Annotated in this window: 24 protein-coding genes and 1 riboswitch; of the genes, 11 read left to right on the plus strand and 13 right to left on the minus strand. The window is 73.0% G+C overall.

Annotated features, from left to right (window positions below; genetic code table 11):
• Positions 1–102 precede the first annotated feature (102 nt).
• On the minus strand, positions 103–723 hold the full coding sequence (locus KM427_RS12065) for a hypothetical protein (RefSeq protein ID WP_215527329.1): 621 nt from the start codon (positions 721–723) through the stop codon (positions 103–105).
• Between the two features lie 176 nt (positions 724–899).
• Here KM427_RS12065 and KM427_RS12070 point away from each other — a divergent pair, with 176 nt between their 5' ends.
• Both KM427_RS12070 and KM427_RS12075 read left to right on the plus strand, forming a co-directional pair.
• On the plus strand, positions 900–2,942 hold the full coding sequence (locus KM427_RS12070; protein ID WP_215527330.1) for a sensor histidine kinase: 2,043 nt from the start codon (positions 900–902) through the stop codon (positions 2,940–2,942).
• 187 nt (positions 2,943–3,129) lie between these two features.
• On the plus strand, positions 3,130–3,798 hold the full coding sequence (locus tag KM427_RS12075) for a response regulator (RefSeq protein ID WP_215527331.1): 669 nt from the start codon (positions 3,130–3,132) through the stop codon (positions 3,796–3,798).
• Here KM427_RS12075 and KM427_RS12080 read toward each other — a convergent pair.
• A complete protein-coding gene (locus KM427_RS12080; RefSeq protein WP_215527332.1) occupies positions 3,795–5,996 on the minus strand; it encodes a CocE/NonD family hydrolase in 2,202 nt (733 codons plus the stop codon). The two genes, KM427_RS12075 and KM427_RS12080, sit on opposite strands and share 4 nt — an antisense overlap.
• Positions 5,997–6,015: 19 nt before the next feature.
• Positions 6,016–6,450, minus strand: coding sequence for a hypothetical protein (locus tag KM427_RS12085; RefSeq protein WP_215527333.1), 435 nt, complete (start codon positions 6,448–6,450; stop codon positions 6,016–6,018).
• Positions 6,451–6,561: 111 nt separating this feature from the next.
• Between KM427_RS12085 and KM427_RS12090 the strand changes: the two genes are divergently transcribed.
• Positions 6,562–7,245 carry a response regulator transcription factor gene (locus KM427_RS12090; protein WP_183594893.1) on the plus strand — a complete coding sequence of 228 codons (684 nt, stop codon included), beginning with the start codon at positions 6,562–6,564 and terminating at the stop codon, positions 7,243–7,245.
• A 4-nt stretch (positions 7,246–7,249) separates the two neighbouring features.
• Complete coding sequence (locus KM427_RS12095; RefSeq protein WP_215527334.1) at positions 7,250–8,572, plus strand: sensor histidine kinase; 1,323 nt, start codon at positions 7,250–7,252, stop codon at positions 8,570–8,572.
• Positions 8,573–8,765: 193 nt separating this feature from the next.
• On the opposite strand, the gene KM427_RS12100 is transcribed toward KM427_RS12095, so the two are convergent.
• The 7 genes from KM427_RS12100 to KM427_RS12130 all read right to left on the minus strand — a co-directional run bounded on the left by KM427_RS12100 (position 8,766) and on the right by KM427_RS12130 (position 16,760).
• Positions 8,766–10,364 carry an IS1182 family transposase gene (locus KM427_RS12100; protein WP_215526751.1) on the minus strand — a complete coding sequence of 533 codons (1,599 nt, stop codon included), beginning with the start codon at positions 10,362–10,364 and terminating at the stop codon, positions 8,766–8,768.
• A gap of 413 nt (positions 10,365–10,777) precedes the next feature.
• The gene (locus KM427_RS12105; RefSeq protein ID WP_215527335.1) at positions 10,778–11,197 is read right to left on the minus strand and encodes a hypothetical protein; all 420 of its coding nucleotides are present in this window, start codon (positions 11,195–11,197) and stop codon (positions 10,778–10,780) included.
• 35 nt (positions 11,198–11,232) lie between these two features.
• On the minus strand, positions 11,233–11,607 hold the full coding sequence (locus KM427_RS12110; RefSeq protein ID WP_215527336.1) for a hypothetical protein: 375 nt from the start codon (positions 11,605–11,607) through the stop codon (positions 11,233–11,235).
• Between the two features lie 502 nt (positions 11,608–12,109).
• Positions 12,110–12,424: a DMT family transporter gene (locus KM427_RS12115; protein WP_183594897.1), complete on the minus strand. Its 315-nt coding sequence runs from the start codon at positions 12,422–12,424 to the stop codon at positions 12,110–12,112.
• A gap of 9 nt (positions 12,425–12,433) precedes the next feature.
• A riboswitch (guanidine-III (ykkC-III) riboswitch) is annotated at positions 12,434–12,498 on the minus strand.
• Between the two features lie 43 nt (positions 12,499–12,541).
• Complete coding sequence (locus tag KM427_RS12120) at positions 12,542–13,303, minus strand: response regulator transcription factor (protein WP_215527337.1); 762 nt, start codon at positions 13,301–13,303, stop codon at positions 12,542–12,544.
• Between the two features lie 188 nt (positions 13,304–13,491).
• Positions 13,492–15,558, minus strand: a complete 2,067-nt coding sequence (locus tag KM427_RS12125) for a 3-hydroxyacyl-CoA dehydrogenase NAD-binding domain-containing protein (RefSeq protein WP_215527338.1) — start codon at positions 15,556–15,558, stop codon at positions 13,492–13,494.
• Positions 15,558–16,760, minus strand: coding sequence for a thiolase family protein (locus KM427_RS12130; RefSeq protein WP_183594900.1), 1,203 nt, complete (start codon positions 16,758–16,760; stop codon positions 15,558–15,560). Before KM427_RS12130 ends, KM427_RS12125 begins: the two co-directional genes overlap by 1 nt.
• 157 nt (positions 16,761–16,917) lie before the next feature.
• Here KM427_RS12130 and KM427_RS12135 point away from each other — a divergent pair, with 157 nt between their 5' ends.
• The 6 genes from KM427_RS12135 to KM427_RS12160 all read left to right on the plus strand — a co-directional run bounded on the left by KM427_RS12135 (position 16,918) and on the right by KM427_RS12160 (position 22,900).
• Positions 16,918–18,141, plus strand: a complete 1,224-nt coding sequence (locus KM427_RS12135) for a hypothetical protein (protein WP_215527339.1) — start codon at positions 16,918–16,920, stop codon at positions 18,139–18,141.
• Between the two features lie 94 nt (positions 18,142–18,235).
• Entirely contained in the window at positions 18,236–19,210 is a 975-nt protein-coding gene (locus tag KM427_RS12140) for a PAC2 family protein (RefSeq protein WP_252275308.1), read from the plus strand.
• On the plus strand, positions 19,210–20,061 hold the full coding sequence (locus KM427_RS12145) for an acyl-CoA thioesterase (protein WP_183594902.1): 852 nt from the start codon (positions 19,210–19,212) through the stop codon (positions 20,059–20,061). Before KM427_RS12140 ends, KM427_RS12145 begins: the two co-directional genes overlap by 1 nt.
• Positions 20,058–20,951 carry an acyl-CoA thioesterase gene (locus KM427_RS12150; RefSeq protein WP_183594903.1) on the plus strand — a complete coding sequence of 298 codons (894 nt, stop codon included), beginning with the start codon at positions 20,058–20,060 and terminating at the stop codon, positions 20,949–20,951. The genes KM427_RS12145 and KM427_RS12150 overlap by 4 nt, the downstream gene beginning before the upstream one ends.
• Before the next feature lie 53 nt (positions 20,952–21,004).
• Positions 21,005–22,126 carry a DNA glycosylase AlkZ-like family protein gene (locus KM427_RS12155; RefSeq protein ID WP_183594904.1) on the plus strand — a complete coding sequence of 374 codons (1,122 nt, stop codon included), beginning with the start codon at positions 21,005–21,007 and terminating at the stop codon, positions 22,124–22,126.
• 132 nt (positions 22,127–22,258) lie between these two features.
• On the plus strand, positions 22,259–22,900 hold the full coding sequence (locus KM427_RS12160) for a sigma-70 family RNA polymerase sigma factor (RefSeq protein WP_215527340.1): 642 nt from the start codon (positions 22,259–22,261) through the stop codon (positions 22,898–22,900).
• 88 nt (positions 22,901–22,988) lie between these two features.
• Here the strand turns inward: KM427_RS12160 and KM427_RS12165 are convergent, their stop codons facing one another.
• Positions 22,989–23,669 carry a TetR/AcrR family transcriptional regulator gene (locus tag KM427_RS12165; RefSeq protein ID WP_215527341.1) on the minus strand — a complete coding sequence of 227 codons (681 nt, stop codon included), beginning with the start codon at positions 23,667–23,669 and terminating at the stop codon, positions 22,989–22,991.
• Positions 23,670–23,741: 72 nt separating this feature from the next.
• On the opposite strand from KM427_RS12165, the gene KM427_RS12170 reads away from it, so the two are divergent.
• Complete coding sequence (locus KM427_RS12170) at positions 23,742–23,963, plus strand: hypothetical protein (RefSeq protein WP_183594907.1); 222 nt, start codon at positions 23,742–23,744, stop codon at positions 23,961–23,963.
• A gap of 54 nt (positions 23,964–24,017) precedes the next feature.
• Here the strand turns inward: KM427_RS12170 and KM427_RS12175 are convergent, their stop codons facing one another.
• Both KM427_RS12175 and KM427_RS12180 read right to left on the minus strand, forming a co-directional pair.
• Positions 24,018–24,266 (minus strand): hypothetical protein, encoded by a 249-nt coding sequence (locus tag KM427_RS12175; RefSeq protein WP_215527342.1) that lies wholly within the window; start codon positions 24,264–24,266, stop codon positions 24,018–24,020.
• A gap of 76 nt (positions 24,267–24,342) precedes the next feature.
• The gene (locus KM427_RS12180) at positions 24,343–25,881 is read right to left on the minus strand and encodes an ATP-dependent DNA ligase (protein ID WP_215527343.1); all 1,539 of its coding nucleotides are present in this window, start codon (positions 25,879–25,881) and stop codon (positions 24,343–24,345) included.
• Positions 25,882–25,887 lie beyond the last annotated feature (6 nt).

Below are 25,887 nucleotides of genomic sequence, written 5' to 3' on the forward strand. Positions count from 1 at the left end.
GAGGCTCAGGCGCAGAGCGCCTTCGCACCTCAACCACCGTCACGGTGGTTGAGGTGCGAGGGCCGCCAGGCCCGAGCCTCGAAACCATCCCAGCCCGAGACCTCAGCCCTCCTTGCGCGCCACGATCTGGCCGAGCACGCCGTACCCCAGGCAGAGGTGGACGAACGACACGACGCCGGCGACGGTGCTGCCGAAGATGCCGAACGTCGGGACCACGATCGGGCCCCAGCTCTCCGCGATGAGCGGCCAGAAGCGCTCCTTGCCGTGCCAGCGGCCGGCGACGGCGACGCGGATGCCGATGAAGAACATGCCGAGCATCGACAGCGGCCAGAACGCGTCGAGCATCGCCCAGCCGGCCTGATCGAGATCGCTGACGCCGATGCCGTCCGCGATCGTCGACCCGATCGCCAGGAGCAGCAGCGCTACCTCGAAGCGGAGGAAGAACCGGGCGAGCCGGCCCGCACCGAGTGCCCTGGTCGCGTAGAGGACGGAGAGCAGGCCGAGCAGGCCGAGCAGGAACGTGCCGGAGGTGATCGACGACAGCGCCTCCTCGAACGATCCGGAGGGGTCGGTGCCGAAGATCAGCGAGTCGGTGCCCCACGCGACGGCGCCGATGCTCAGCAGCATGCCGCGCTTGAAGAAGGGGCGGGTGGGTCCGGTCGACGCGGCCGCCGGACGGCGTACGTCGGAGCGGGCGGGAGCGGGAGTCTGCTCGAGGGTCATGGGATTCTCCTGGGTGTGGGGCGGCACCGGAAGCCGTCCGATGACCGGAACACTCCCGGGTCCGGAGGCCCGGGCAGCAGGGAGCGGCGTCCCTCTTCCGGTCCTCCGCCGGTGTCCCGCGGGCGCGGGACACCGATCCCGGGACGGCGGGACGCCGCGCGCTCGATACTTCTCGGGTGACCCCCGCTCGCCTGCCCGCCGCCGTCGTCGCGGTGCTCGCACTCGCGATGCTCGGGCTGTGCGTCGCCCTGGACCTCGCCAACGAGCCCGCGGACCGCACCCGGGCGATGATGGGCTGGGGCACGATCTCGGCGTGTGTCGGTGCGATCGCCGTGGCCACCCAGGTGCCGGTGCTCTGGCGTCACCCCCGTCACCCGATCGCGTGGGTGATCACGCTGACCGGCCTGCTGTGGTCGCTCGACGGGCTCGGCGAGTCCTGGGCGGCGTACGGCATGGCGCACCCGCCGTACCCGCCGCTGACCGGCGTCGCGGTGTGGCTGGTCGCCCAGGTCGGTGCGTTCCTGCTGGTCGGGCTGCCGCTGGTGCTGGTGCTCTACCCGACCGGCCGGCTGATGCCCGGCCGGTGGCGGGTCGTCAGCATCCTGGTCGTCGCGATGGCGGCCGCGCTGCCGCTGCTGCTGCTCTTCGCGCCGGTCTCGGCGCTCACCGCGGACGGCTTCGAGATGCCGATGGAGACCGGTATGCCCGAGCTCCCCGTGCCGGGGGACGTCTTCGTCCGCCTGCTGTCGGTCGGTCGGATGCTGACGCTCCTGTCGCTCCCGCTGGCCGTCGCGGTGATCTTCGTCCGGCAGCGCCGCGCCAGCGGGCGCGAGCGCACCCAGCTGCGCTGGCTGCTCTGGGCCGCGGTGATGTGCCTGGTGATGAGCGGGATCGCGGTCTGGCTGCACAACGGCTGGATCGTGACGGCCGCGCTGATGCTGGCGCTGGCCGTCACGGGGGCGTCGATCGCGATCGGCATCCTCGACCCGGAGGTGCGCGACGTCGACGCGCTGATGGGCGGCACGGTCGTCTGGGCGACGGTGGCGGGCACCGTCATCGTGCTCGACCTGCTGCTGGTCGCCGTGCTCGACGGGGTGCTCGGCGAGCGTCTCGACCAGCGCGACGCGACGCTCCTGCTGCTGCTCGTCGCGGTGACCATCTACGCGCCGGTCCGCTCCCGGATCACCGCGCTGGTCCGCCGGGCGCTCGTCGGTCGGCGGGGCGACCGGTACTCCGTCGTCACCGAGCTGGCCGCGCGCCTGGAGGAGTCCGGCGACGTGCGCACCCAGCTGCCCGAGCTGGCGCGCGCCGTCGCGGCCGCGTTCAAGCTCGACTACGTGCGCGTCGAGGTGTTCGGGCACGCGGGCGGCACGATCACGGCGACGTACGGCGAGCGTCCGCGCGAGACCCGCGAGGTGCCGATCCGGTACGTCGAGGAGGAGGTCGGCCGGCTGGAGCTGCCGGCGCGCGGGGTGCGGTCGATGCTGTCGACGCGCGACCAGGCGCTGCTCTTCGACATCGTGCGCCAGGCGGCGATGGCGGTGCGCAGCGCGCGGCTCGCCGACGACCTGCAGCGCTCCCGCGAGCAGCTGGTGCTGGCCCGGGAGGAGGACCGGCGCCGGATCCGCCGCGACCTGCACGACGGGCTCGGGCCCGTGCTGGGCGGGGTGGCGATGCGCCTCGACGCGGCCGGCAACGCGCTGGACCGCGACCCGGAGACCACCCGGCAGCTGGTCGCGCGGTCGCGGCAGGACATCACCGACGCCCTGGCCGACGTCCGCCGCCTCGTGCACGGGCTGCGCCCACCCGCGCTGGACGATCTGGGGCTGCTCGCCGCGCTCGACCAGCAGGCGGAGCGGATGAGCACCGCGTCGCTCGCGGTGACCGTCGGCGCCGAGGACGTGCCGGCGCTGTCGGCCGCGGTCGAGGTCGCGGCGTACCGGATCGCGTCGGAGGCGCTCGCCAACGCCGCCCGCCACGCCGGTGCCCGGCACGCCGCGGTGCGCCTCGTGGGCGACCACGACGCGCTGCTCGTCGAGGTCGGCGACGACGGGGCCGGCATCGGCGCCGACGTGGTCGCGGGCGTGGGACTGCGGTCGATCCGCGAGCGCGCCGAGGAGCTCGGCGGCCGCACCGAGATCACCTGCCCGAGCGAGGGTGGCACGCTGGTGCGTGCCTGGCTGCCGATGACACCGACCCTCGCCGAGGAGGCCCGATGAGCACGCTGCGACCAGCGAGTGTCGCCCCGGTCGGCGGTGGATGCTCCACCTTGTCGGCGCGGTGTTCGGTGGACAGCTCACCGCCGGCTGGGCGGGGGGCGGGGGAGCGGTGGGTGCTCCACGTTTCTGGGCCGGCAGGTGGGTTGCCCACCGCTGCCCGGCCTCGGCGGCACGAGGAGGTGGGCCGATGAGCACCGCAGCAGACGGCGGACCCGAGCCGGTCCGGGTGCTGGTCGCCGACGACCACCCGATCTTCCGCGACGGGCTCGCGACGCTGCTGGGCACCCAGCCCGGCGTTGCCGTGGTCGCGACCGCCGGCGACGGCGCCGAGGCGGTCGCGCTCGCCGCCGAACACCACCCGGACGTCGTCGTGATGGACGTGCAGATGCCGGGCATGAACGGCATCGACGCGACCCGCCTGCTGACCGAGACCCAGCCCGACGTCCGGGTGCTGGTGTTCACGATGGGCGAGGAGGACGGCACCGTGCTGGCCGCGATGCGGGCCGGGGCCCGGGGCTACCTCGTCAAGGGCGCCAGCCAGGACGAGGTCGCGCGGGCGATCTCGACCGTGCACGCCGGCGGGCTGGTGTTCGGTGCCTCGTTGGCGCTGCGGATCGCCGACCTGCTCTCCGGTACGTCGACCCCGGATCGGTCGGCGTTCCCGCAGCTGACCGAGCGTGAGCTCGAGATCCTCGACCTGATCGCCGCCGGCAAGAACAACCCGCAGATCGCCTCGACCCTCTACCTGGCGCCCAAGACGGTGCGCAACAACGTCTCGAACATCCTGGCCAAGCTGCAGGCGACCGATCGTGCCGAGGCGATCATCCGGGCCCGCGACGCGGGCCTCGGCCACTAGCCGGGATAGCTCCGGCACGGCTGGCTGCGCAGCGCCGCGCACTCCGGCGCCTTCGCCGGCACCCGTACGCCGGGGACCAGCGGCAGCACCAGCCGCGAGCGGTGCTTGCGGTCGGTCGCGATCTCCACCTTCTCGCCGCGCGAGATCGTGTCGAAGGCCCACAGCGGGCGGGCGTTGCCGGGGGCGTCGACGGTGATCCGGATCCGCGAGCCGGCGCGGAAGGCCTGGGCGAACGGGAACAGCTCGACCCGGACCTTCGCGAACTCTCCCTTGGGCAGCCGCAACCGGTCGGACCTCAGGTGGGTGTGCTGGGGGGAGATCGCGGTCGACCCCGGCGCGAGCTTGCGATGGCTGGCTCGCAGCCAGCCGGACTGCACGTAGACCTCGGTGCCGTCGGGTCGCACCTCGCTCAGCGTGACCTCGAGGTCGGTGTCCCGCTTGGGCGTGCGCACCCACAGGTCGACCGAGCCGGTGCCGATGGCGACCGCGGTCCGCTTCAGGGGAGCGGTGACCCAGCCGAGGCCCTTGCCGTGGGGGATCTGTCGCCAGCGGTACTTCGGCTGCGCGGCCCAGATGCCGCCACCCGGGCCGGCGTACGTCGTGGCCGGCAGCGCCTTCGGGTCGGCCCGGTAGCTGCGCGGCGTGGTCTCGCGCGCCCTGACCGACGGGGCCGACGAGCGCAGCCGCCCGTTCGGGGCCAGGTACCAGCGCTTCACCGAGGCGCCCGGGATCGGCCAGGACCGGAACGAGTGCTCGAAGCGCGGCAGCGGCGCCCCGGCCGGCTTCCCGGCGGCCGCCCCTTCCTCGAAGAGGATCCGGATCGGCTTGGCCGACTCGTACTTGCGCAGCGCCTGGCCGTAGCTCATCCCGCTGTAGTCGGTCTGCCGCGGCAGGCTGAGCCCCGGCACGCCGGTCAGCGACTGCGCCAGGATCGGCGCGACCAGGGCCTTCGCCGAGGTCGGCACCCGTCGCGCGACGTACAGGTCGAGGAAGTCGGCGTACCGCCCGAAGATGCCGAGGCTGAGCGACTCGGTGTGCGAGCCGTTCGTCATGGTCGCGTAGACGCGGGGCGACGACGTGAGGTCATCGATCAGCTGCGGGAAGTGGCCGCCGGTCTGCTCGTCCTGCCACGCACCCGCCAGGAAGACCGGCACGTCGATCCGGTGGGCGAAGAGGCTCGGGTTCATCGGGTCGCCGATCCGCGGGGCGTAGTAGGGGTTGTCCTCGATCATGTCGAGCACGTCGGGGTTCTGCAGCCGCAGCGCCTGGTTGGCCTGGCAGGTGGTGTCGCCGCCGTCGACCCGGCCCCGCTCCCAGCCCTGGCCGTACGGCGCCGCCTGGGTCGACCGCTCTTTCGCCCAGGGCACCGCGAAGCCCGTGTTGAGGATGCCGCCGGGGTAGAGCGTGCTGCGGTAGGTGTCGTCGATGACCGACAGCGGCGTGATCGCGGCCAGGCTCGGCGGCTGGGTCTGCGCGACGTACAGCTGCTCGATGCCGGGGTAGGAGACGCCGACCATCCCGACCCGGTGGTACTTCACCCACGGCTGCGCGGCGATCGCCTCGATGGCGTCGTACCCGTCGATGCTCTGCACCGGCTCGAAGGGGCGGAAGGAGCCGCCGGAGCAGCCGGTGCCGCGGATGTTCACCCCGACGTAGGCGTACCCGAGGGCGGTGAACAACTGCGCCATCACCGAGCTGCCCGGCCGGCTCGGGTCGTACCCGGAGTACTCGACGACGGTCGGGAACGGCCCGGCGCCGCCGGGGAGGACCACGTTCGCCGACAGGGTCGTGCCGTCGCGGGTGGTCAGGTAGCCGAAGCCCTCCGACAGCGTCTGGCCCGCGTAGAACGACGCGGCCGGGGCCGGGTCGTCGGCGTCGGTGACGGTCGCGGGCGCGGAGGTCATGGCCGGGTCGCCGATCACCCGCACCGTGTAGCTGCCGGGGTCCAGCTCGCGCCAGGCCAGGCTGCCGGCCGGGTCGACGGTGCCCGAGGCGATGACGCCGGCACCCCTGACCAGCTCCAGGCCCTGGCCCGGCGTCGCGCCCAGCACGTAGAGCTGGTTGACGCTCGGACGCACGAGGAACCCGGGGTCGACGGCCGCGGCGACGCCGGCGACGCTCGGCGCGCCGGCGGCCAGGACACCAGCGGTCAGGGCAAGGGCGGCGACGGCGGCCGCGGCCCGCCTGGGACTCGTCATGCGGAGGATGCTCCCATCCTCAGTCGTCGTCGGGAAGCGTCTTCACCTCGCGGTCGCCGACGGCCGGACGGCCCTGGTTGCAGTAGACCTCGATCTCGATCGAGCGGTCGCCGCTCGCGAAGACCGCGTCGACGTCGTCGTCGGGCCCCTCCTCGTAGCTCACCACCCGCCAGCCCGCGGCGGGCTCCGGCGCCAGGCCGTAGGCCACGGCCCCGCGACACTCCACCTCGAACCTGCCGAACTCGTCCTCGATCATGCGGGCCACCACCGCCGCCTTCGGGTCGGGACTGCGGACCCCCTCGGACCGCTCGGGAGGCGGTACGTCGTTGCCGAGTGGCCCCCGATCGCGGACGCTCGCGCCGACCGATGTCACCGCGACCACGCCGACGGTCACGGCCACCGCGGCCGCGATCAGCCAGGCCAGCAGGTAGCCGAGGATCCGTCGCGAGGTCACGGGGTCAGCATGCCCGCCGCGCCTCCCGGTTTCGTTAGCGGACCGCTAAGGCGACGCTAAGCCGTGGTGTGGACCGACGGCTCGGGGGCGAGGAGCGGTTAGGGTCCGAGGGTGCCCCAGGTCCTGATCGTCGAGGACGACGCGCGCATCAGGCCGCTGCTGATGCGCTCGCTCGACGAGCGTGGCTACGCGGTGTCGTCGGCGGCGACGGGCATGCAGGGCCTCGCGATGGCGGTCGACGACCGGCCCGACCTGGTGATCCTCGACCTCGGGCTGCCCGACGTCGACGGCACCCAGGTGCTGCGGATGCTGCGGGCGGTCAGCGACGTGCCGGTCATCGTCGCGAGCGCGCGCGACGACGACCCCTCGCTGGTCGGCTGCCTCGACGCCGGTGCCGACGACTACGTCGTCAAGCCGTTCACGACCGACCAGCTCGAGGCGCGGATCCGGGCGGTGATGCGCCGGGTCACCGGTACGTCGAGCGTGCGCCGGTCGATCGTGGTCGGTGGCCTCGAGATCGATCCCGCCGCGCGCCGCGCGAGCGTCGAGGGGGAGGCGCTCGACCTCAGCCCGCGCGAGTTCGACCTGCTGCGCCACCTCGCCGAGCGTCCGGGTGAGGTGGTCACCAAGCGCGAGCTGCTCACCGAGGTCTGGAACCAGCCGTGGGGCGGCTCGGACAAGACCGTCGACGTCCATCTGTCCTGGCTGCGGCGCAAGCTGGGGGAGTCGGCCGCGGAGCCGCGCTACCTCCACACCGTCCGCGGCGTCGGCGTCCGGCTGTCGGCCCCGGAGTGACCGCGTGCGCCGGAGCCTGATCCTCACGGTGGCGGCGGCCGTGACCATGGTGCTGCTCGCGATGCTGGTGCCGATGGCGGTGCTGCTGCGCAGCTACGCCCTCGAGGATCGGATCTCGCGCGCGGCGCTCGAGGTGCAGGCGACCGAGACCGTCGTGTCGGGACACGACGAGGGCGCGGTCGCGACGTACCTCGCGACCATCAACCGCAACCCCGACGTGCAGACGACCGTGCTCTACCCGCCCGACGACCTGCACCCCGACGGCGAGGCGATCGGACCGGCGCCCGGCGAGGACCACGACGTGGTGGAGGCGCGGCTGACCGGCCAGGCCAGCGTGCGCGACGTCGACGGCGGCGCCGAGATCCTGGTGCCGGTCTCGCTGGGCCCGAGCAGTGCGGGGCCCGAGGCCACGCCGGTGATCCTGGTGCAGGTGCGCGCACCCGGCCTGGAGTCCGACATCGTGCGCGCCTGGCTGATGCTGCTGCTCCTCGGCGTGGTGCTGCTGGTGGGTGCGCTCGTACTCGCCGACCGGCTGGGCCGCTCGTTCGTGCAGCCGATCCGCCGGCTCGCGGCGTACGCCGGAGCGCTCGGGGAGCGTCGTCGTCCCGAGCCCGTGGCGCCGTCGGGCCCGGCCGAGGTCCGGGAGCTGGCCAGCGCCATGAACCGGCTCGTCGAGCGGATCGAGGACCTGCTCGAGCGCGAGCGGGCGGGGGTCGCCGACCTGTCCCACCGGCTGCGGACGCCGATGACCGCGCTGCGGCTGCGCGTCGACGGGCTGGCCGACGCCGAGGGCCGGACCCGGCTCGGCGGCGACCTCGACGAGCTCCAGGCGACCGTCGACCAGGTGGTGCGCGAGGCCCGGCGCTCGGAGCGCGAGGGCGTCGTGCCGCTGGTCGACGCGGTGGCCGTCGTGGCCGAGCGGGCGCGCTTCTGGGCGCCCCTCGCCGACGACCAGGGGCGCGCCTTCGACGTCCGGGTGGAGGTCACCGGCCCCGTGCCGGTGCCGATCTCGGAGCAGGACCTCCAGGCGCTCGTCGACGTGCTGCTCGACAACGTCTTCACGCACACGCCCGAGGACGCCGCGGTGACCGTGACCCTCGCGCCGCGCCCCGGCGGCGGGCTGTCGCTCACGGTCGACGACGCCGGTCCGGGCTTCCCGGACGACGTGGACGTCTCCGGCCGGGGCGAGTCCGGGGCCGGGTCGACCGGACTGGGCCTGGCCATCGTCGACCGGACCGCCACCGACTCCGGTGGCGGCCTGTCCTGGGGACCCGCGCCCGCCGGCGGGGCCCGGGTCGTGGTCGAGCTGGGCCCCGCCGTCCGCTAGGAGACTGCTGAAGAAGGCGTCATCTTGGCGTGGTTGATGGTTGGCGGCGGGCGGAGCGCCACCAATACGGCCGTCGAGCGGCATTTCTGGTCAGCACTCTGGGTGCGACAACGGGGATCGGTCCGCCCGCCTGTGGCCATCCTGCGGGATCGTCAGTGCTGGAGCAAGGGCCTTGCTGGGTCCCGGGCGGGGGTCAGGCCAGGGTCCAGGCTCCGTTGTCGATGGTGAGTCCCAGGGCCAGGAGCCGGCGCAGGTTGAGGGCCGCGACGCGGTGGTGGAGCCAATTGTTGTTCTTCTCGACCCCTCGGTACGGGACGCGGCGAGCACCACGGACCAGCCAGGCGATGGAGCGTTCGACCATCGGTCGGTGTTGGCGGTAGACGGCTTGGAATCCTTCGTCGGCGGCTCGCTGGCGGTGCTCGCGCTGGAGCAGGTCGTGTTCGCCGACGACGAGTTTGCGACCGCGTGCGGAGTTGGTGCAGCGCGTAGCGAGTGGACAGTCGCGGCAGGCGATTCCGTAGGTCACGTTGCCCTTGCTGGTGATCTGGCGGGTGACCCCGGCCGGACAGGTCGCGGTGCTGGCTTCGTGGTCGACGACGAAGTCGTCGATGGTGAACCCGCCCGCGACGGCCGGCTGGATCGGCCACGGCTTGACCAGCGCAGCCCACTGTCTTCTGGCCAGGGCGGCCAGCATCGTGCCACTGGCGTAAGCGGAGTCACCGAGCACCTCGACCGGCTCGCCGTCGGTGACGGTGGGATCGGCGGCCACGAGCTCGGCGCCCACGTTCGCGTCGGAGTTCTCACTGCCGCTGGTCTTGGTCAGCCTCACCACAGGCATCAGGCCGGTGTCGGGCTCGACCACGACATGAGCCTTGTAGCCGTCCTGGCGGCGTTCGCGGGTCTTGTGGGCGTGCCGGGTGTCGGGATCGACCGTCGAGATCACCCGGTCCGGCGCCGTCTTCTGAGCGATGCGCCACCGGCCATCGGTGCCATCGGAATCCTCGGCCGGCTCCACGTCCTGGCCGGCGACCAGGGCCAGCAGCGCGACCGCCTCAGCCGGCCTCCCACCGCTCTTGGTGATCGCCTCAACATCCAACGCGGCGAGCAGAGCCAGTGCGTCACCGACCAGCGCGGACACCAGCTCATCACGGGCGGCTGGGTCGTCCCACGCGATCGGCGGCTTCCCGGTGCTCCCTGGCCCGGTGTAGTCCTGCCCGGTCAGTGCCGCCAGCCGGGTGCACTCGGTGGCGATCAGAATCTTGGCTCCGGCCACTTCGCGGCCGACCCGGCGGATCTGGGCGATCAACTGGGTCACGGTGTCCTGGCGGGCGACCGCGTCGTCGAGGACCGTGGAGTCCAACGCACGACGCGTCTTCCCCTTCACCGCGCCGGTCTGCTCGATGACCTCGCGGACCACCTCGAAGATCCGCTGCGGCCGGTCGCTGGCCGCCAGCCGCTTGCGCCAATACGTCAACGTCGAGGAGTCGAAGCCCCTCGCGTCGATCGCGTACCCACACGCCGCCTTCCACCGCAGGTCGAACGTCAACGCGTCGACCGCCTCACGGTCGGAGTGCCCATACAGCGCCTGCAGCACGATCACCGAGGCGATCACCTCGCCCGGAATCGAGGGCCGACCACGCCCCGAAGGGAACAGGTCGGCGAACAACTCGGCCGGGAACAACCGGCCACGATGCTCGGCCAGCAACGCGAACACGCTGCCCGACTCGAGCAGATGCCCAGCAACCGACTCCACATCCAGCAGCTCACGCTGCCGATCCGCCTCGCCCTGCATACCAACAGGATTTCAGACCGCCCCGACCAACACGAGAGGCGCACCCTTGTTCAGCAGTCTCCTAGGCCGTGTTGATCAAGTGGGCGCCGTCGCGAGCGGCGCGATGGGCGTGCGATGACAAGGCGCCCGGAGCGACGGCATACCCGTTCGTATTCCGAGCTCCGGCAACGCAGTCAGCGTGCGTCCAGCGCGTCGCGTAGCAGGCGCGGAGTTGATCAACGCGGCCTAGATGACTAATTCCAAGGCCTCGCACGCTGCGCGACGCTCATCATCCGCTCCGGCGGCGTTGCCGACGCTTGAAAGACGTCCAGTCTGCCGACGCATCGGCGCCTTGCCGGAGCGGCGCTGAGCGCCGCTCGCTTGCACGATCCCTTGGAATTAGTCATCTAGGCGGCGCGCGGATCCCCCCGGGGTCAGCGTGCGAAGTGCAGGGTGCGGGTCACCTTGCCCGGGCCGCCGACCCGCTTCAGCGTGACCTTGAAGGTGTCCGAACCGCTGGTGTCCTTGCTCCGGACCTCGCGGAAGTCGACCTCCCAACGGCCGTCGTCGCGCACCGCCCGCGCCGTGCGGACGCCGACCCGCTTGCCCTCGTGGCGGACGACCATCCGCCAGGTCGATCCGGCCGGCACGCCGTCGATGTCGGCGTCGACCTCGAAGCGGCGGTCCTTCTCGACCGAGATGTCGTACGCCGCGCCGGCCACCTGGCCGCGGGCGTGCCGCTCGGGGCCGTCGGCCTGCGCGGGCCCGGCGGCCAGCGCGGTGAGGGCGCCGGCGACCAGGGCGCCGGCGGCGGTGAGTGTGATCGTGCGCTTCGTCATGACGCTCGTCTCCATGGTTGTCTCCTCGGTTGGTACGGTCGGGTTGTCGGTCAGCGGTCGAGCGACGCGGTGCAGGCCTCGCCGCTCTCGGGGGTCGCGGTGGCGGAGAACGACGAGCCGTCCTTGTCGCTCACGGTCACGTCGACGTCGAGCTCGGCGTCCTCGTCGGTCTGCCGGGAACCGGAGTAGATCTCGGTGCCGTCCTGCTCGATGACGACCTGCCACGTCTCACCCGGCGCGGCCGACTGCAGCTCGAAGGTCACCTCGACGCCGCCGTCCTCGTCCTCGGCGCCCAGCTCCCAGGTCACGTTGCCGCAGGTGCCGCGCTCGGTCTTCTCGTCGTCGCCGCCGAGCGCCCGCCAGGCGCCACCGGCGATCACGACCAGCGCGACGACGGCGACGGCCGCCAGGACCATCTTCTTCATGGGACTCCCTCTCTCGGGGTCGCTTCTCAGGATCGCTCGGGCCCGGTCGGGTCCGAGCGGATGACCTGAACGTTCCCCTCTGGAGCGCTAAGCACGCTCCAGCGCGACGCTAAGGCGAGGCAAAGTCGGAGTGGGCCGGGTCCTGCGGCGGCGAGGGGCGCTGGTTTCATCAAGGGATGAGGGTCGCGATTCCGGGATAGTCCGTCACGTTCCTGCTGTCGTTCCGGCGATCGGGCAGCCATTTCGTGACGGACTATCCGCTCGCGGCGTCCGGCGACGGGTGTCCCACAGGACGACCTAACGCACGCCTGGACGGTGAAGCTTCGTCGTCCCAGCGGGAGATTCGTCGGCCGGCCGACGAAGCTCCAGGCCCGGTCCGGAAATCCCAGCCACAGGAGCCTGAACGCCCAGGGAAGCGCGGGTCGACCCTCATCCCTTGATGAAGCCGCGCTGCCCACGGCCGATGAACCGTCCGCCCGCCGGCGTCACCCACCCCCGAGGGTCAGTGCAGGACCTTGAGCCCGATCACGCAGGCGACGATGCCGCCGAGCAGCAGCACCTTGGCGAGGGAGGCGGGCTCGGCACCGGTCACCATGCCGTAGGCCACGGTGATGGTCGCGCCGATGCCGACCCACACGGCGTACGCCGTGCCGACCGGCAGCTGCCGCATCGCCACGGCGAGGCCGGCCATGCTGAGGCACAGCGTGACGACGAACGTGATGGTGGGGCCGAGCTTGCTGAAGCCCTCGGACTTCGACAGGGCGACCGCCCAGACGGCTTCGAGCATGCCGGAGAGGACCAGAACGAGCCAGGACATGATGTCTCCTTGGCGCCGTCTTGTCGCTGACCGGGTACGGCACCACTCGTCCGGGAGCCGGAGTCCGGCTCTGCATCCAGGCTCTCAAACGGGCGCGGCCCGGGCAAGTCGGGAGGATCAGCCGGCGACCGACAGCCAGTGCTCGGCGGGCGCGGACCAGCCGGCCTGGTGGGCGAGGGCGACGGCGGCCAGCTGGCTGTTCACGCCGAGCTTGGCGAAGATCGACTTGATCTGGGTGCGCACGGTCGCCTCCGACACGACCCCCTCGCGCGCGATCGCGGCGGTGCTGCGGCCACCCATGAGCTGGGTGACGATCTCCCGCTCGCGCGGGGTCAGCGAGTCGAGCCGCGAGCGGGCCGACCCGGCGTGGTCGTCGGCGCGCCGGGCCGCGGCGAGCAGCGGCTCCCGCTGCGCCGCGTCGAGCAGGGGGCGACCGGCGGCCGCTCGGTCGAGCGCATCGCGGAGTGTGGCGAGGTCGCAGCTGTGCGAGAGGACGCCGACGGCGCCGGCCCGCAGCCAGCGTCCCCAGCGGGCCGGGTCCCGGTCGACGGGGGTCGAGCAGAGCGCGACCACGGCGGCGCCGTGGCCGGAGAGCCCGTCGATCACGGCCTCGCCGTCGACGTACGGCCCGAGCCGGCTGGACACGAGCGCGAGGTCGGGCCGGGTGGCTCGCGCCGCGGCGACGATGCCGGCGGCGGTCGCTCTGCCGGGGACGACGACCTGGCGGACCCGGAACCGGCCCCAGAGGCTGCCCTCGAGGGCGTCGCTGAACGCCGCGTGCTGCTCGACGATCGTCAGGCGGGGCGGCCGGCGGCGTGGGAGCGGAGTGACGTCGGCGGTGTCGGTGTCGGTGTCGGTGCTGGTGTCGGTGTCGGTCATGGACCCGATTCCCCTGTGACCCGGGACCCGCGTGCAGCGGGATCACCAGTCAGGAGCACCGAGTCGGGCGCCAAGTACCTGCGCAGGTCGAGGTCCGGATCGAGACGACCCAACTCATGGCTGGGACGACGAAGCTTCGTCATCCCAGCGGGAGTTTCGTCGGCCGGCCGACGAAACTCCCGCCCGGATCAGTGGAACGTGCCGAGGCCCTCGCGCTCGAGGAGCATCGTCAGCCCGCCGTTCCAGAAGGAGAAGCCGGCACCGGTGATCATCGCCAGGTCGAGGTCCTCGGCCGCGGCGACGACGCCCTCGTCGAGCATCCGGCGGGCCTCGTCGGCCAGGCCGGTGAGCACCCGGGTGCGCACCTCGTCGGCGGTGAGCACCACCGGCGAGGAGGGCTGTTCCAGCAGCGCCTCGACCTCGGGGTCGAGGCTGCCGTCGGGGCCGTAGTACGACGCCTTCCGCGCCGCGACCACGCGCTCGAGCGCGGGGGAGACGTAGAAGCGGTCGGGGAACGCGCCGTGCAGCGTCTCGTTGTTGTGCAGCGCGATGGCCGGGCCGACGAGCGAGAGCAGCACGAACGGCGGCATCGGCGCGACGCCCGCGAAGGCCCCGTCGACGACCGGCACCGGGGTGCCCTCGTCGACGATCCGGCCGACCTCGCCCATGAACCGGCCGAGCAGTCGGTTGACGATGAACGACGGGCTGTCGTTGACCAGGATCGTGGTCTTCTTCAGCGCCTTGCCGGTGGCGAACGCCGTGGCCAGCGTCGCGTCCGACGTCTCCTCCCCGCGCACGATCTCCAGCAGCGGCATCACCGCGACCGGGTTGAAGAAGTGGAAGCCGACGACCCGCTCGGGGTGCTCGAGGTCGGCCGCCATCTCGGTGATCGAGAGCGACGAGGTGTTGGTCGCGAGGACGCACTCCGGCGACACGGCCTTCTCGACGTCCGCGAACACCGACTTCTTGAGCGACATCTCCTCGAAGACGGCCTCGATCACGAAGTCAGCGTCGTGGAAGGTCTCCTTGTCAACGGCACCGGTGACGAGCGCGCCGAGGCGGTTCGCCCTGTCGTTGCTGATGCGGCCCCTGGCGAGCAGCTTGTCGATCTCGGCGTGCACGTAGGCCACGCCCTTGTCGACCCGCTCCTGGTCGAGGTCGGTCAGCACGACCGGCACCTCGAGCCGACGCACGAACAGCAGCGCCATCTGCGAAGCCATCAGGCCGGCGCCGACGATGCCGACCTTGGTGACCGGGCGGGCGAGCGAGCGGTCCGGCGCACCGGCCGGGCGCTTGGCCCGCTTCTGCACCAGGTCGAACGCGTAGAGCGACGCGATCAGCTCCGGCGTGTGCGACATCGCCTCCAGGGCGTCGTCCTCGCGAGCGAATCCCGCGTCGCGGTCGCCGTCGCGGGCCGCGTCGATGAGCTCGACCGCCGTCAGCGCAGCGGGGCTCGCGCCACCGGTCCGCGCCTGCACAATGCCGCGGGCCCGCTCGACGGCGGCGTCCCACGCCTCGCCTCGGTCGACGGCCGGCCGCTCGACGGCGATCTCGCCGCGCAGCACGGCGCCGGCCCAGAGCAGCGACTGCTCCAGGTAGTCCGCGCCGGAGAAGACCGCGTCCGCGAGACCGAGCTCGTACGCCGCGGTGCCGCGGAGCGTCTTGCCGTTGTTGAGCGGGTTCTCGAGGATCACCGTCACGGCCCGGTCGGCGCCGATCAGGTTCGGTACGAGGAACGCGCCGCCCCAGCCGGGCACCAGGCCGAGCATGACCTCGGGCAGGCCGAGCGCCGGGGCGCTGTCCATGACCGTGCGGTAGGTGCAGTGCAGCGCGACCTCGAGTCCGCCGCCCAGGGCGAGGCCGTTGACGAAGCCGAACGACGGCTTGTCGCCGTCCTGCAGCTTGCGGAAGACCGCGTGTCCGAGCTCGGCGACCACGCGCACCGCGTCGGGTCCGCCGCCGGCGATCGAGGTCAGGTCGGCGCCGGCCGCGAGGATGAACGGCTTGCCGGTGACGCCGATCGCGACGACCTCGTCGTCGGCGAGTGCGGCGTCGATGGCGGTGTTCAGCTCGATCAGCGAGCGCGGGCCGAACGTGTTCGGCTTGGTGTGGTCCTCGCCGTTGTCGAGGGTGATCAGGCCCATCACGCCGGGCCCACCGGGGAGCGTCACCTTCCGCAGGTGGGCGCGGGTGACGCGCTCGGCGTCGGAGGAGATCTCCTGGGCGCGGGCCAGCAGGTTCGTCAGGTCGCTCATCAGGCGTCCGCCTTCCAGTTCGGGTTCTCCCAGATCACCGTGCCGCCCATGCCGATGCCGATGCACATGGTGGTCAGGCCGTAGCGCACCTCGGGGTGCTCCTCGAACGCCTTCGCCAGCTGGGTCATCAGGCGCACGCCCGACGAGGCGAGCGGGTGGCCCATCGCGATCGCACCGCCGTACGGGTTCACCCGAGGGTCGTCGTCGGCGATGCCGAAGTGCTCCAGGAAGGCCAGCACCTGCACGGCGAACGCCTCGTTGACCTCGAACGCGCCGATCTCGTCGATCGTCAGGCCCGCTTGCTTGAGTGCCTTCTCGGTCGCCGGGATCGGGCCGGCGCCCATCACCTCCGGCTCGACGCCGACGAAGGCGTAGGAGACCAGGCGCATCTTCACGGGCAGGCCGAGCTCGCGCGCGGTCTCCTCGTCGGCGAGCAGCGCCGCGGTCGCGCCGTCGTTGATGCCGGCCGCGTTGCCCGCGGTCACCTTGCCGTGCGGGCGGAACGGCGTCTTCAGCGCGGCCAGCGACTCGACGGTGGTGTCCGGTCGCATCGGCTCGTCGGTGGTGGCCAGGCCCCAGCCCTGCTCGACCGACCGGGTCGCGACCGGCACCAGGTCGGGCTGGAGCTTCCCGGCGTCGTACGCCGCGGCGGTCCGCTGCTGCGAGCGCACGGCGTAGGCGTCGACGCGCTCCTTGGTGATCGTGGGGTAGCGGTCGTGCAGGTTCTCGGCGGTCTTGCCCATCACCAGCGCGTCGGGGTCGACGAGCCGCTCGGAGAGGATCCGCGGGTTGGGATCGACGCCCTCGCCCATCGGGTGCCGGCCCATGTGCTCGACGCCGCCGGCGATCGCGACGTCGTAGGCGCCGAACGCGATGCCGGACGCCGTGGTCGTGACCGCGGTCATGGCGCCAGCGCACATCCGGTCGATCGCGTAGCCGGGCACGCTCTGCGGCAGCCCCGCGAGGAGGGCGGCGGTGCGGCCGATGGTCAGGCCCTGGTCGCCGATCTGGGTGGTCGCGGCGACGGCCACCTCGTCGACGCGCTCGGGCGGCAGTTCGGGGTTGCGGCGCAGGAGCTCGCGGATGCACTTGATCACGAGGTCGTCGGCGCGGGTCTCGGCGTACTGGCCCTTGGCCTTGCCGAACGGGGTGCGCACGCCGTCGACGAAGACGACCTCTCGCAGCTGTCGGGCACTACCCATCTCGGGGTCTCCTCGGGGGTCGGCGGGAACGGTCGACCCAAGGTTACCCCTCGGTAACAAGCTTGCCGAGTCGCCCCCGGACCCGCGCGTGACACCAAAATTGGGTACGGCGGCGCCCACGGTCACCGTCGGGCGTCCGCCGGCGAACACTGGGCCCATGGTCGGAGGCGCACGGCGCGATGGGGTCCGGCGCTGGCTCGGGGCGATGCTGGTCGTGTCGGTCGGTGCGACGACGACGGTCGGGACGGCGGGTCCGGCCTCCGCCGGCATCTCGCCCTACCACCGGTTCGCCGGGACGGTCGCCGGCGACGGGAGCATCACCGACGGCGGGGCGAGCTGCTCCTCCACGGGTGCACCCCGGGAGGTCTCGTTCGTGGTCTCCGGGGTGCCGACGGGCACGGCGCTCACCGGCGTCCGGATCAGCGGCCTGCTGGTCTCCCACCCGCAGGTCAGCGACCTCACCGCCACCCTGGTCGCGCCCGACGGCACCGACCACGTCCTCTTCGCCCGCACTGGGGTCGGTGCCGATGATCCGGACGGCTACGACGCGGCGCTCGTGGGTCCGTACACGTTCAGCGACGACCACAGCACCGAGTGGTGGACGTGGGCGTCCGGCGCCGAGGTGCCCGCCGGTCGGTACTTCTCGACCGCGCCGGGCACGCCGGGCGGGAGCGGTCCGGTCCGCACCGGGATCACCGCCGCCTTCGCCGGCCTCACCGACGCGAACGGCATCTGGAGGCTGCGCTTCGTCGACCACTGCCAAGGCCCGCCGGGGCCGCAGGGAGCGGTCCACGCCGCGACGCTCGAACTCAAGACCGCGGTCGACGAGATGAGCAGCTGCATCGCCGAGGGGATGCGGACGGCCTCAGCGCAGGCCTCCCTGGTCGCCGCGGAGACGGCGCTCGACTCCGCCCGGGCCACGTTGACGGCCGCCGCCGCCCAGCTCGGCGCCGCCGACGCCGCCCGGACGTCGACGGCCGCCGATGCGGCGACCGCCATGGCCGCTGCGGCGAAGACGGCGGCCGCCGCGCAGGCCGCCGGGCACGCCGTGACGAAGGCGACCAAGGCGCTGAAGCAGGCGCGGAAGAAGGCGAAGAAGTCGGGCAAGCCCCAGGCGATCGCGAAGGTGCGGAAGGCGAAGAAGGCGCTGTCGGCCGCTCGGGCGAGCAGGCGGACGGCGACCACTGCCGCCGGGTCCGCGGCGACCGCGAGCGCGAGTGCCGGTGCGGTCGCCGCCACTGCCGCCGGTGCGGCGACGCAGGCCGCTGCCGCTCGATCCACCGCGGACGCGGCGTACGACCTGGCCAGGGCCGGTTGGCAGAGCGCGCGCGACCGGCTCGAGCAGACGCGCGAGGCGGAGGCCTTCTGTCTGGACTCGTGAGCCGGGTCTCCCCACCCGGGCGGAATGCGCCGCGCGACCACTACGGTTGTGCCCAGGGCGGCCGGGGTGGTCGCCCGCGACCGGAGGAGGGTGCGTGGCGGAGCGGGAGCGGCTGGTGCACATCGTCGACGACGTGCCCGAGCTCGAGGACACGTCCACGCTCACGATGGTGCTGGCGCTCGACGGGTTCCTCGACGCGGGCAACGCGGCGGAGCGCGCGGTCCAGCACCTCGTCGACATGTCCGAGGGGCCCGTGGTGGCGACGTTCGACGTCGACCAGCTCCACGACTACCGCGCCCGGCGGCCGCCGATGTCCTTCGTGCGCGACCACTACGAGGCGTACGACGCGCCGCGACTCGTGGTCCGGCTGCTGCGCGACGCGGGCGGTACGCCGTACCTGCTGCTGCACGGCCCGGAGCCCGACAACCGCTGGGAGGCGTTCTGCCGCGCGGTGCGCGAGGTGGTCGAGCGGCTCGGCGTCACCCGCGTCGTCGGCATCGGGTCGGTGCCGATGGCGGTGCCGCACACCCGGCCGATCGCGCTGACCCCGCACGCGAACGACCCGTCCCTGCTCACCGCCGAGAGTCCGTGGCGCGGCGAGCTGCGGATCCCGAGCAGCGTCCAGGCGCTGCTGGAGATCCGCCTGGGGGAGTGGGGCCACGCCGCGATGGGCTTCGTCGCCCACGTGCCGCACTACCTCGCGCAGCTGGACTACCCGCTGGCCTCCGCGGCGCTGCTCGAACAGGTCGAGATCGCCGGCCGGCTCACGATCGACCTGTCCGGTCTGCACGCCGAGGCGGCGGACAAGGAGGCCGAGATCGCGGCCTACCTCGAGGCCAACCAGGAGGTCGCCGAGGTGGTCGCGGCGCTGGAGCGGCAGTACGACGCGTTCGAGCGCGCCGAGGAGAGCGGCACCAGCCTGCTCGCGGCCGATCAGCCGCTGCCGACGGGTGAGGAGATCGGCGCGCAGTTCGAGCAGTTCCTGGCCGGCCTCGACGGCCCCGACGGCCTCGAGGGCCGCGACGGCCCTGACGACGCCGACGACGCCGCCGGGCAGGAGCGCGACTGATGCCCCGCGACGCCGCCGAGCTCGTGGAGCTGCTCGATCTGGAGACGATCGACGACGACCTGTTCCGGGGCGCGCAGATGCCGACCTCCAGGTCGATGGTCTTCGGCGGGCAGGTGGCCGCGCAGTCCCTGGTCGCCGCCTCGCGCACGGTGGCCGACCCCTACACCGCACACTCGCTGCACTCCTACTTCCTGCAGCCCGGCGACCCGACGGTGCCGACGATCTACGACGTCGAGAACCTGCGCGACGGGCGCTCCTTCGCGACCCGCCGGGTGATCGCCCAGCAGCACGGCCGGCCGATCTACGCCCAGACCGTGAACTTCCACCTCGCCGAGCCCGGCCTCGAGCACGCGGAGCCGATGCCCGACGTACCCGGCCCCGACGACGCGTCGGTGCGCCCGATCAGCCGTCGGCTCCAGGAGGAGTTGCACGCCGACCAGTGGAACGTCGCCGAGATCCGGATCGTCGACACCTCGGCCGGCGCACCCGGCGACGCCCGCCATCCGGCGCGGCAGCGGGTCTGGATGCGGGTCGCGACGCCGCTGCCCGACGACCAGTTCTGGCACCGCGCCGCGTTCACCTACCTCTCGGACATGACGCTGGTCGGAGCGGCGATGGTCCCGCACGGCATCAGCCTCGGCCGGGGCGACGCGTTCGCCGCGTCGCTCGACCACGCGGTGTGGTTCCACCGGCCGTTCCGGGCCGACGAGTGGTGGCTCTACGACCAGGTCTCGCCCTCGGCGTCGTCGGGCCGCGGGCTGGTCCTGGCGCGGGTCTTCACCCAGGCCGGCGCGCTGGTCGCCTCGGTCGCGCAGGAGACCGTGCTCCGGCCACGTCAGGACAGGTCATGAACCCCACCGAGGAGCTGGTCGACCTGCTCGACCTCGAGCAGCTCGACGTCGACCTCTTCCGCGGCAAGCAGCCCGAGTCGGAGCGCGCCCGCGTCTACGGCGGCCAGGTCGCCGCCCAGGCCCTGATCGCGGCGATCCGTACCGTGCCGGAGGAGTACGTCGTGCACTCGCTGCACTCCTACTTCCTCCTCGGCGGCGACTACTCCGTGCCGATCGTCTACGACGTCGAGCGCCCCCGCGACGGCCGCTCGTTCGTGACCCGCCGGGTGGTGGCCCGCCAGCACGGCCGGCCGATCTACTACCAGTCGCTGAACTTCCAGCGTCCGGAGGACGGCTACGAGCACCAGGACGCGATGCCAGAGGTCGGCGCCCCGGAGACCGGCTTCGACCTGGTCGAGGTGATGCGCCGCGGCGGCAACGACGAGGCCGAGGCGCTCAGCAAGGAGTGGGGCGCCCTCGATGTGCGCTGGCTCGGCAACACCCGGTTCGGGCTCGAGCCCGAGGACGGCCACGTGTCGCAGGCCCGGATGTGGGTGCGGCTGCGGGAGAGTCTGCCGGACGATCCGGCGATCCACGCCGCCGCCTTCACCTACGCCAGCGACGTGAGCCTGCTCGGCTCCACGCTGTCGGCACACGACCTGAACCCGTCGCGCACCCAGATGGCCTCCCTCGACCACACGCTGTGGTTCCACCGGCCGTTCCGGGCCGACCAGTGGTGGCTCTACGACCAGTGGTCGCCGTCCGCGCAGGGCGGCCGGGGCCTGGCCTTCGGGCGGATCTTCACCGCCGACGGCGTGCTGGTCGCCACCGCCGCCCAGGAAGGGCTGATCCGGCCGCGGCGCCCCGGCTCCGAGGGTCCGGGCGCCCAGGAGCCCGTCGGCCGGCCCTGAGCTCCATCCGGTGGACCCGAGTGGGTGTCCCCGGTGCGGTCTACCGTCGGGGCATGGCCGATCCGCTCCAGCTCACCCGCGCCGATGCTCGGCGGATCGCGGTCCGCGCCCAGCTGCTGACGGCCGATCGGCCGCGCGACCTGCTCGAGGTCATCCGTCACCTCACCGTCGTGCAGGCGGAGCCGACCGCCGCGATCGCGCCGAGCGCCGACCTGGTGCTGTGGAGCAGGCTCGGGCCGACGTACGACGTGGCGGCGCTGCGCGACGCGCTCGACGAGCAGGCGCTGATCGAGCACCAGGGCTTCATCCGCCCGACCGGCGACATGACGCTGCTCCGCGCCGAGATGGCGGCGTGGCCGGGCACCGGGCCGCTCAAGGAGTGGCAGGTCGCCCGCGCAGAGTGGGTCGACGCCAACGCCGGCTGCCACCGCGACCTGCTCGACCGGCTGCGCCGCGACGGGCCGCTGCCGACCAGCGAGCTGCCCGACAGCTGCGAGGTGCCGTGGCGCTCGTCGGGGTGGAACAACGCCCGCAACGTGCAGATGCTGCTGATGCTGATGGTGGCTCGCGGTGAGGTCGCGTGCGTGGGGCGTGATGGCCGTGAGCAGCTCTGGGACCTCGCCGAGCGGATCTATCCCGACGAGCCCTTCCCCGACGTCGAGGAGGCACGCCGGCGGCGCGACGAGCGGCGGCTGGCCGCGCTCGGGATCGCCCGCAGCCGGGCCGCTGCGGCTCCGGGGGAGCAGCACGACGTGGGCGAGGCCGGGGTGCCGGCCGTCGTCGAGGGGGTGCGCGGCACCTGGCGGGTCGACCCGGCGCTCGCGGACGGCCAGGTCGCCCGCTCCGACGGCCGGGCCGCGCTGCTCTCGCCGTTCGACCGCCTCGTCCAGGACCGCAAGCGGCTCGCCGAGGTCTTCGAGTTCGACTACCTGCTCGAGATGTACAAGCCGGCCGCCCGGCGGAGATGGGGTTACTACGCATTGCCGGTCCTGTACGACGACCGGCTGGTCGGGAAGCTCGACGCGAGTGCCGACCGGGCGGAGGGCGCGCTGGTGGTGCGGGCCGTCCACGAGGACGAGCCGTTCTCGGCGGCGATGACCGCCGACGTCGACGCCGAGATCGACTCGCTCGCGCAGTGGCTCGGTCTCGACGTGGTGCGGTTGACGGAGCCCTGACCGGCGACCGAGGGCGGGTGCCGCGTGGCTGGTCTGGTCCAGGCTTGGGCCCCGCCCGGTCCTGCCGATGGGAGCCCCGGAGTCCGTGAACACCCGGCCGCCTCCACCGGGTAGGGCAGGCGGGTGGGAGACATGACGAACGCACACGAGCAGGTGCCGGCCGCGAGTCCGAGTGCCGAGGAGCGGACCCTGACCGCGGTGCCGCTCGTGCACCGGATCGTGCGCGAGATCTCCGCCCGGGTGCCGTCATGCGTCGACCGCGACGAGCTGCTCTCGGCGGGCCTGGTGGCCGCCCTGGAGGCCGCCCGGGCCTACCGGCCCGACGCGGACGGCGACTTCCTGCGCTACGCCGACGCCGTGGTCCGCAGCGAGATCCTGGTGGTGCTGCGCGCTATCGACCTCTCCGGACCGCGTCCCGGGCCGACGGTGGACGCCGAGAGCGCCGACGCGCGGCTGCTCGACCTGCGCGTGGCGCTGGACTCACTCGAGGAGCGGCACCGCCTCGTGCTCGACGGCTACTTCGTCGGCGAGTGCGACGCCGACGGGATCGCGCTCGAGCTGGGCCTCGCGGAGGCACAGGTGGTGCGGCTGCGGACCGAGGCGCTGATGCTGCTGCGAGACACGCTGCGTGCCGACGCCGCGGATGCCGTCGACGCGGCGGCGCGCGGGCCCCAGGAGGCGCGGCGCGCGCCGTACGCCGCGGTGGCCGCCCGTCGGCTGGTGCAGGCCAGCTCGATGCCCGACGACAACGGGCTGCCGCGCGGCGCCGCCTGAGCCCCGCGCGGGGATCGTCGAGACCCGTCAGATGGTCGCTTTGCGCGCCTTCCGACGACCACTTCACGGGTCTCGACGACCCTGGGCATCAGCGCGAGGCGAGGGCCAGCGCGGCGGCGACCAGATAGTCGCGCACCTGCTCGGGCGAGATCGTGCCGACGGTGGGGATCCCGGGGGCGGCCTCCTTGACCAGGATGCCGACCCGGGCCAGCTGCAGGGCGCCGAGTCCGCTGGCGTAGAGGGTGTTGGCGAGCAGCACCGGGTCCTCGACCCGGAACGTGCCCTTCGCGACGCCCTCCTCGAGCACCTGGGTGAGCAGCGAGAGGCAGCCGGAGATGCCGCGGCCGAGCCGGAAGAGGGCGCTCTCGGACATCTCGTCGAGCAGGTCCGGGCCGGTACGCCGCATGATCGTCTGCGCGCAGTCGACGAACGCCGGATGCGCCACGCCGTACTCCACGAACGCCGCGACCAGGGCGCTGAGCTGCCGCTCCGGGTCGTCCGAGCCGGCGACGGCGCCGGCGAGCGCGACCCGGAGTTCCTCGAGGTACTCGACCAGCGTGAGCGCGAAGAGCTCCTCCTTGCCGGTGAAGTGCCGGTAGACGATCGCCCGGTTGATGCCGACCGCCCGCGCGATGTCCTCGATCTGGGCGTCGCGGACCCCGCGCTGGTCGAAGAGCCCGCGGGTCGCGGCGATGATCTCCTGCTCACGCGCCCGGCGCCGAGCCGCGGCCGCCGTCCGCCGCCCGTCGGTCTCGGGAGCTGTCGCCATGGCGTCATCGTACGAGCCGTGGAGCCCGGTGCTGCCCGGCCGTACCGCGGGCGACGGGTCATACTGGTCGGCATGATCCAGTCGCGTGCCGCTTGGCAGCCCGGGGAGGGCTCGCGCCTGTGGGGCTACCTGCTGCCGATGCTCCTGGTGCTGCCGATCGTGCTGCTCTGGGCCGTGGTGCTGCTGACGCTCGCCTGGGAGCAGACCCTCCTGCTGAGCGCACTGCTCACGGTCGCCGCGGTCGCCGCGTCCTGGTGGCTCTACCTGCGCACGCTGGGACCGCTGGAGCACTGACCGGGCCGGGCGCCCGCCTTGTCGGCCACGCCGTGAACGTCTCGCCGGGGAGCGTCACGAGGTGTCTCGTTGTGCTCGCCACCAGGTGAGGAGCGCGTCGGCCAGCGCCCGGTCGGCGGACCCGTCTGGTTCAAGACCGAAGTGGTCTGCGCGCTCGCGTGCGATCCAGGTGCCGAGGAGGACCGCGTCTGCACCGCCACGGAGGTGGCTGAGGAGCGGCCCGATCATGCAGTCGTACTCGTCCTGGCACTCGGCCGTCTCCGCGATGCCGATCGCGTCCCACTCCATGAGCAGGGCTCGCACGTCGTCTGTCTGCCGTAGGGCTCCCGGCTTCTCCACGTGGCCATTCTCGATGGTCCGGCCGCGACCGGGTGACGAATCAGCCGGACACCCCGGTGATGTACGCACGAACCGCGTCGATCGTGTCCGCCTCGTCGACCGGCTTGTCGTCGCGGTACCGCACGACCCGCGCGAACCGCAGCGCCACGCCGCCGGGGTAGCGCGTCGAGCGCTGTACGCCGTCGAAGGCGATCTCGACCACCTGCTCGGGGCGGACCTCGACGACGTAGTGGTCGTGCACGGTCGCCGGTGACAGGGCGAGCTCGGTGAAGCGCTCGGTCTGCCAGGCGAGCATCTCGTCGGTCATGCCCTTGAAGGTCTTGCCGAGCATCACCAGCTCGCCGGTGGCCGGGTCGCGGGCGCCGAGGTGGATGTTGGAGAGCCAGCCCCGGCGGCGGCCCGAGCCCCACTCGACCGCGAGCACGACGAGGTCGAGGGTGTGCACGGGCTTGACCTTGACCCACGCGGCGCCGCGCCGGCCGGCGTCGTACGGCGCTGACAGCGACTTCACGACGACGCCCTCGTGGCCGGAGCCGATGGTGTCGCCGAGGAAGGCCTCCGCCTCGTCGGGGGAGGCGGTCACCAGCCGCGGCACCCGGTGCGCCTGCGGCACCAGCCGCTCCAGGGCGGCCGCGCGCTCGGTGGCGGGGGAGTCGAGGAGGTCCTGGCCGTCGAGGTGCAGCACGTCGAAGAAGTACGGCGTGACGACGACCCCGTCGGCCATCGCGGTGCGCGATGCGGTCTCCTGGAACGGCCGAGGTCGGCCGGTGTCGTCGAGCGCGAGCGCCTCGCCGTCGAGCACGAACGTCGTGGCCGGCAGTGAGCGGGCGACCGCGACCACCTCGGGCAGCCGGGCGGTGATGTCGTCGAGCGAGCGGGTCGCGACCACGACGTCGTCGCCGTGCCGGTGCACCTGGATCCGGATGCCGTCGAGCTTCACGTCCACCGCCACCGGGTCGCCCGCGCCTGCCTTGACCAGGGCCTCGGCCACCGAGGGCGCCGACGAGGCGAGCATCGGCAGCACCGGGCGACCGACCTCCAGCCGGACGGCCGCCAGGGCGTCGGGGCCCGCGAACGCGGCCCGTGCGACGGCCACGGTCGAGCCGCCGAGCATGGCGGCCCGGCGCACCGTGGCGAGGGGTACGCCGGCAGCGGCCGCCAGGCCCTCCTGCACCAGCGAGTCGAGTGCCCCCTGCCGCACCTCACCGGTGACGACGCCGCGCAGCCAGGCCTGCTCCGCCTCGGTCGCGCGCCCGAACAGCCGGGTCACCGCGGCCGACCGGGCGGCCTGCGACCCCGCGCCCGCCAGCGCCGCGATCTCGTCGAACGCCGCGTGCACGTCGGCCACCGTCAGCGTGGCCGCCGAGGCCGGGTCGGGCAGCGCGGAGAGGCCGCGCCAGCCCAGGCCGGTGCGCCGCTGGCGCAGCGCCCCGCCGACGTACGCCGTCACCGTCTCGAGCGACCCCTGCGACTCGGCCGCGGCGCGCGCGAGCAGCTCCGCGATCGCGGCGACCTTGGCCTTGCGCGACCGGGTCGCGGCGACGGCCGCGGAGGTGGCGACGACGTCGGCGAGCAGCATGCGTCC

The sequence above is a fragment of the Nocardioides sp. LMS-CY genome, from assembly GCF_018732145.1.
GTDB lineage: Bacteria > Actinomycetota > Actinomycetes > Propionibacteriales > Nocardioidaceae > Nocardioides > Nocardioides soli.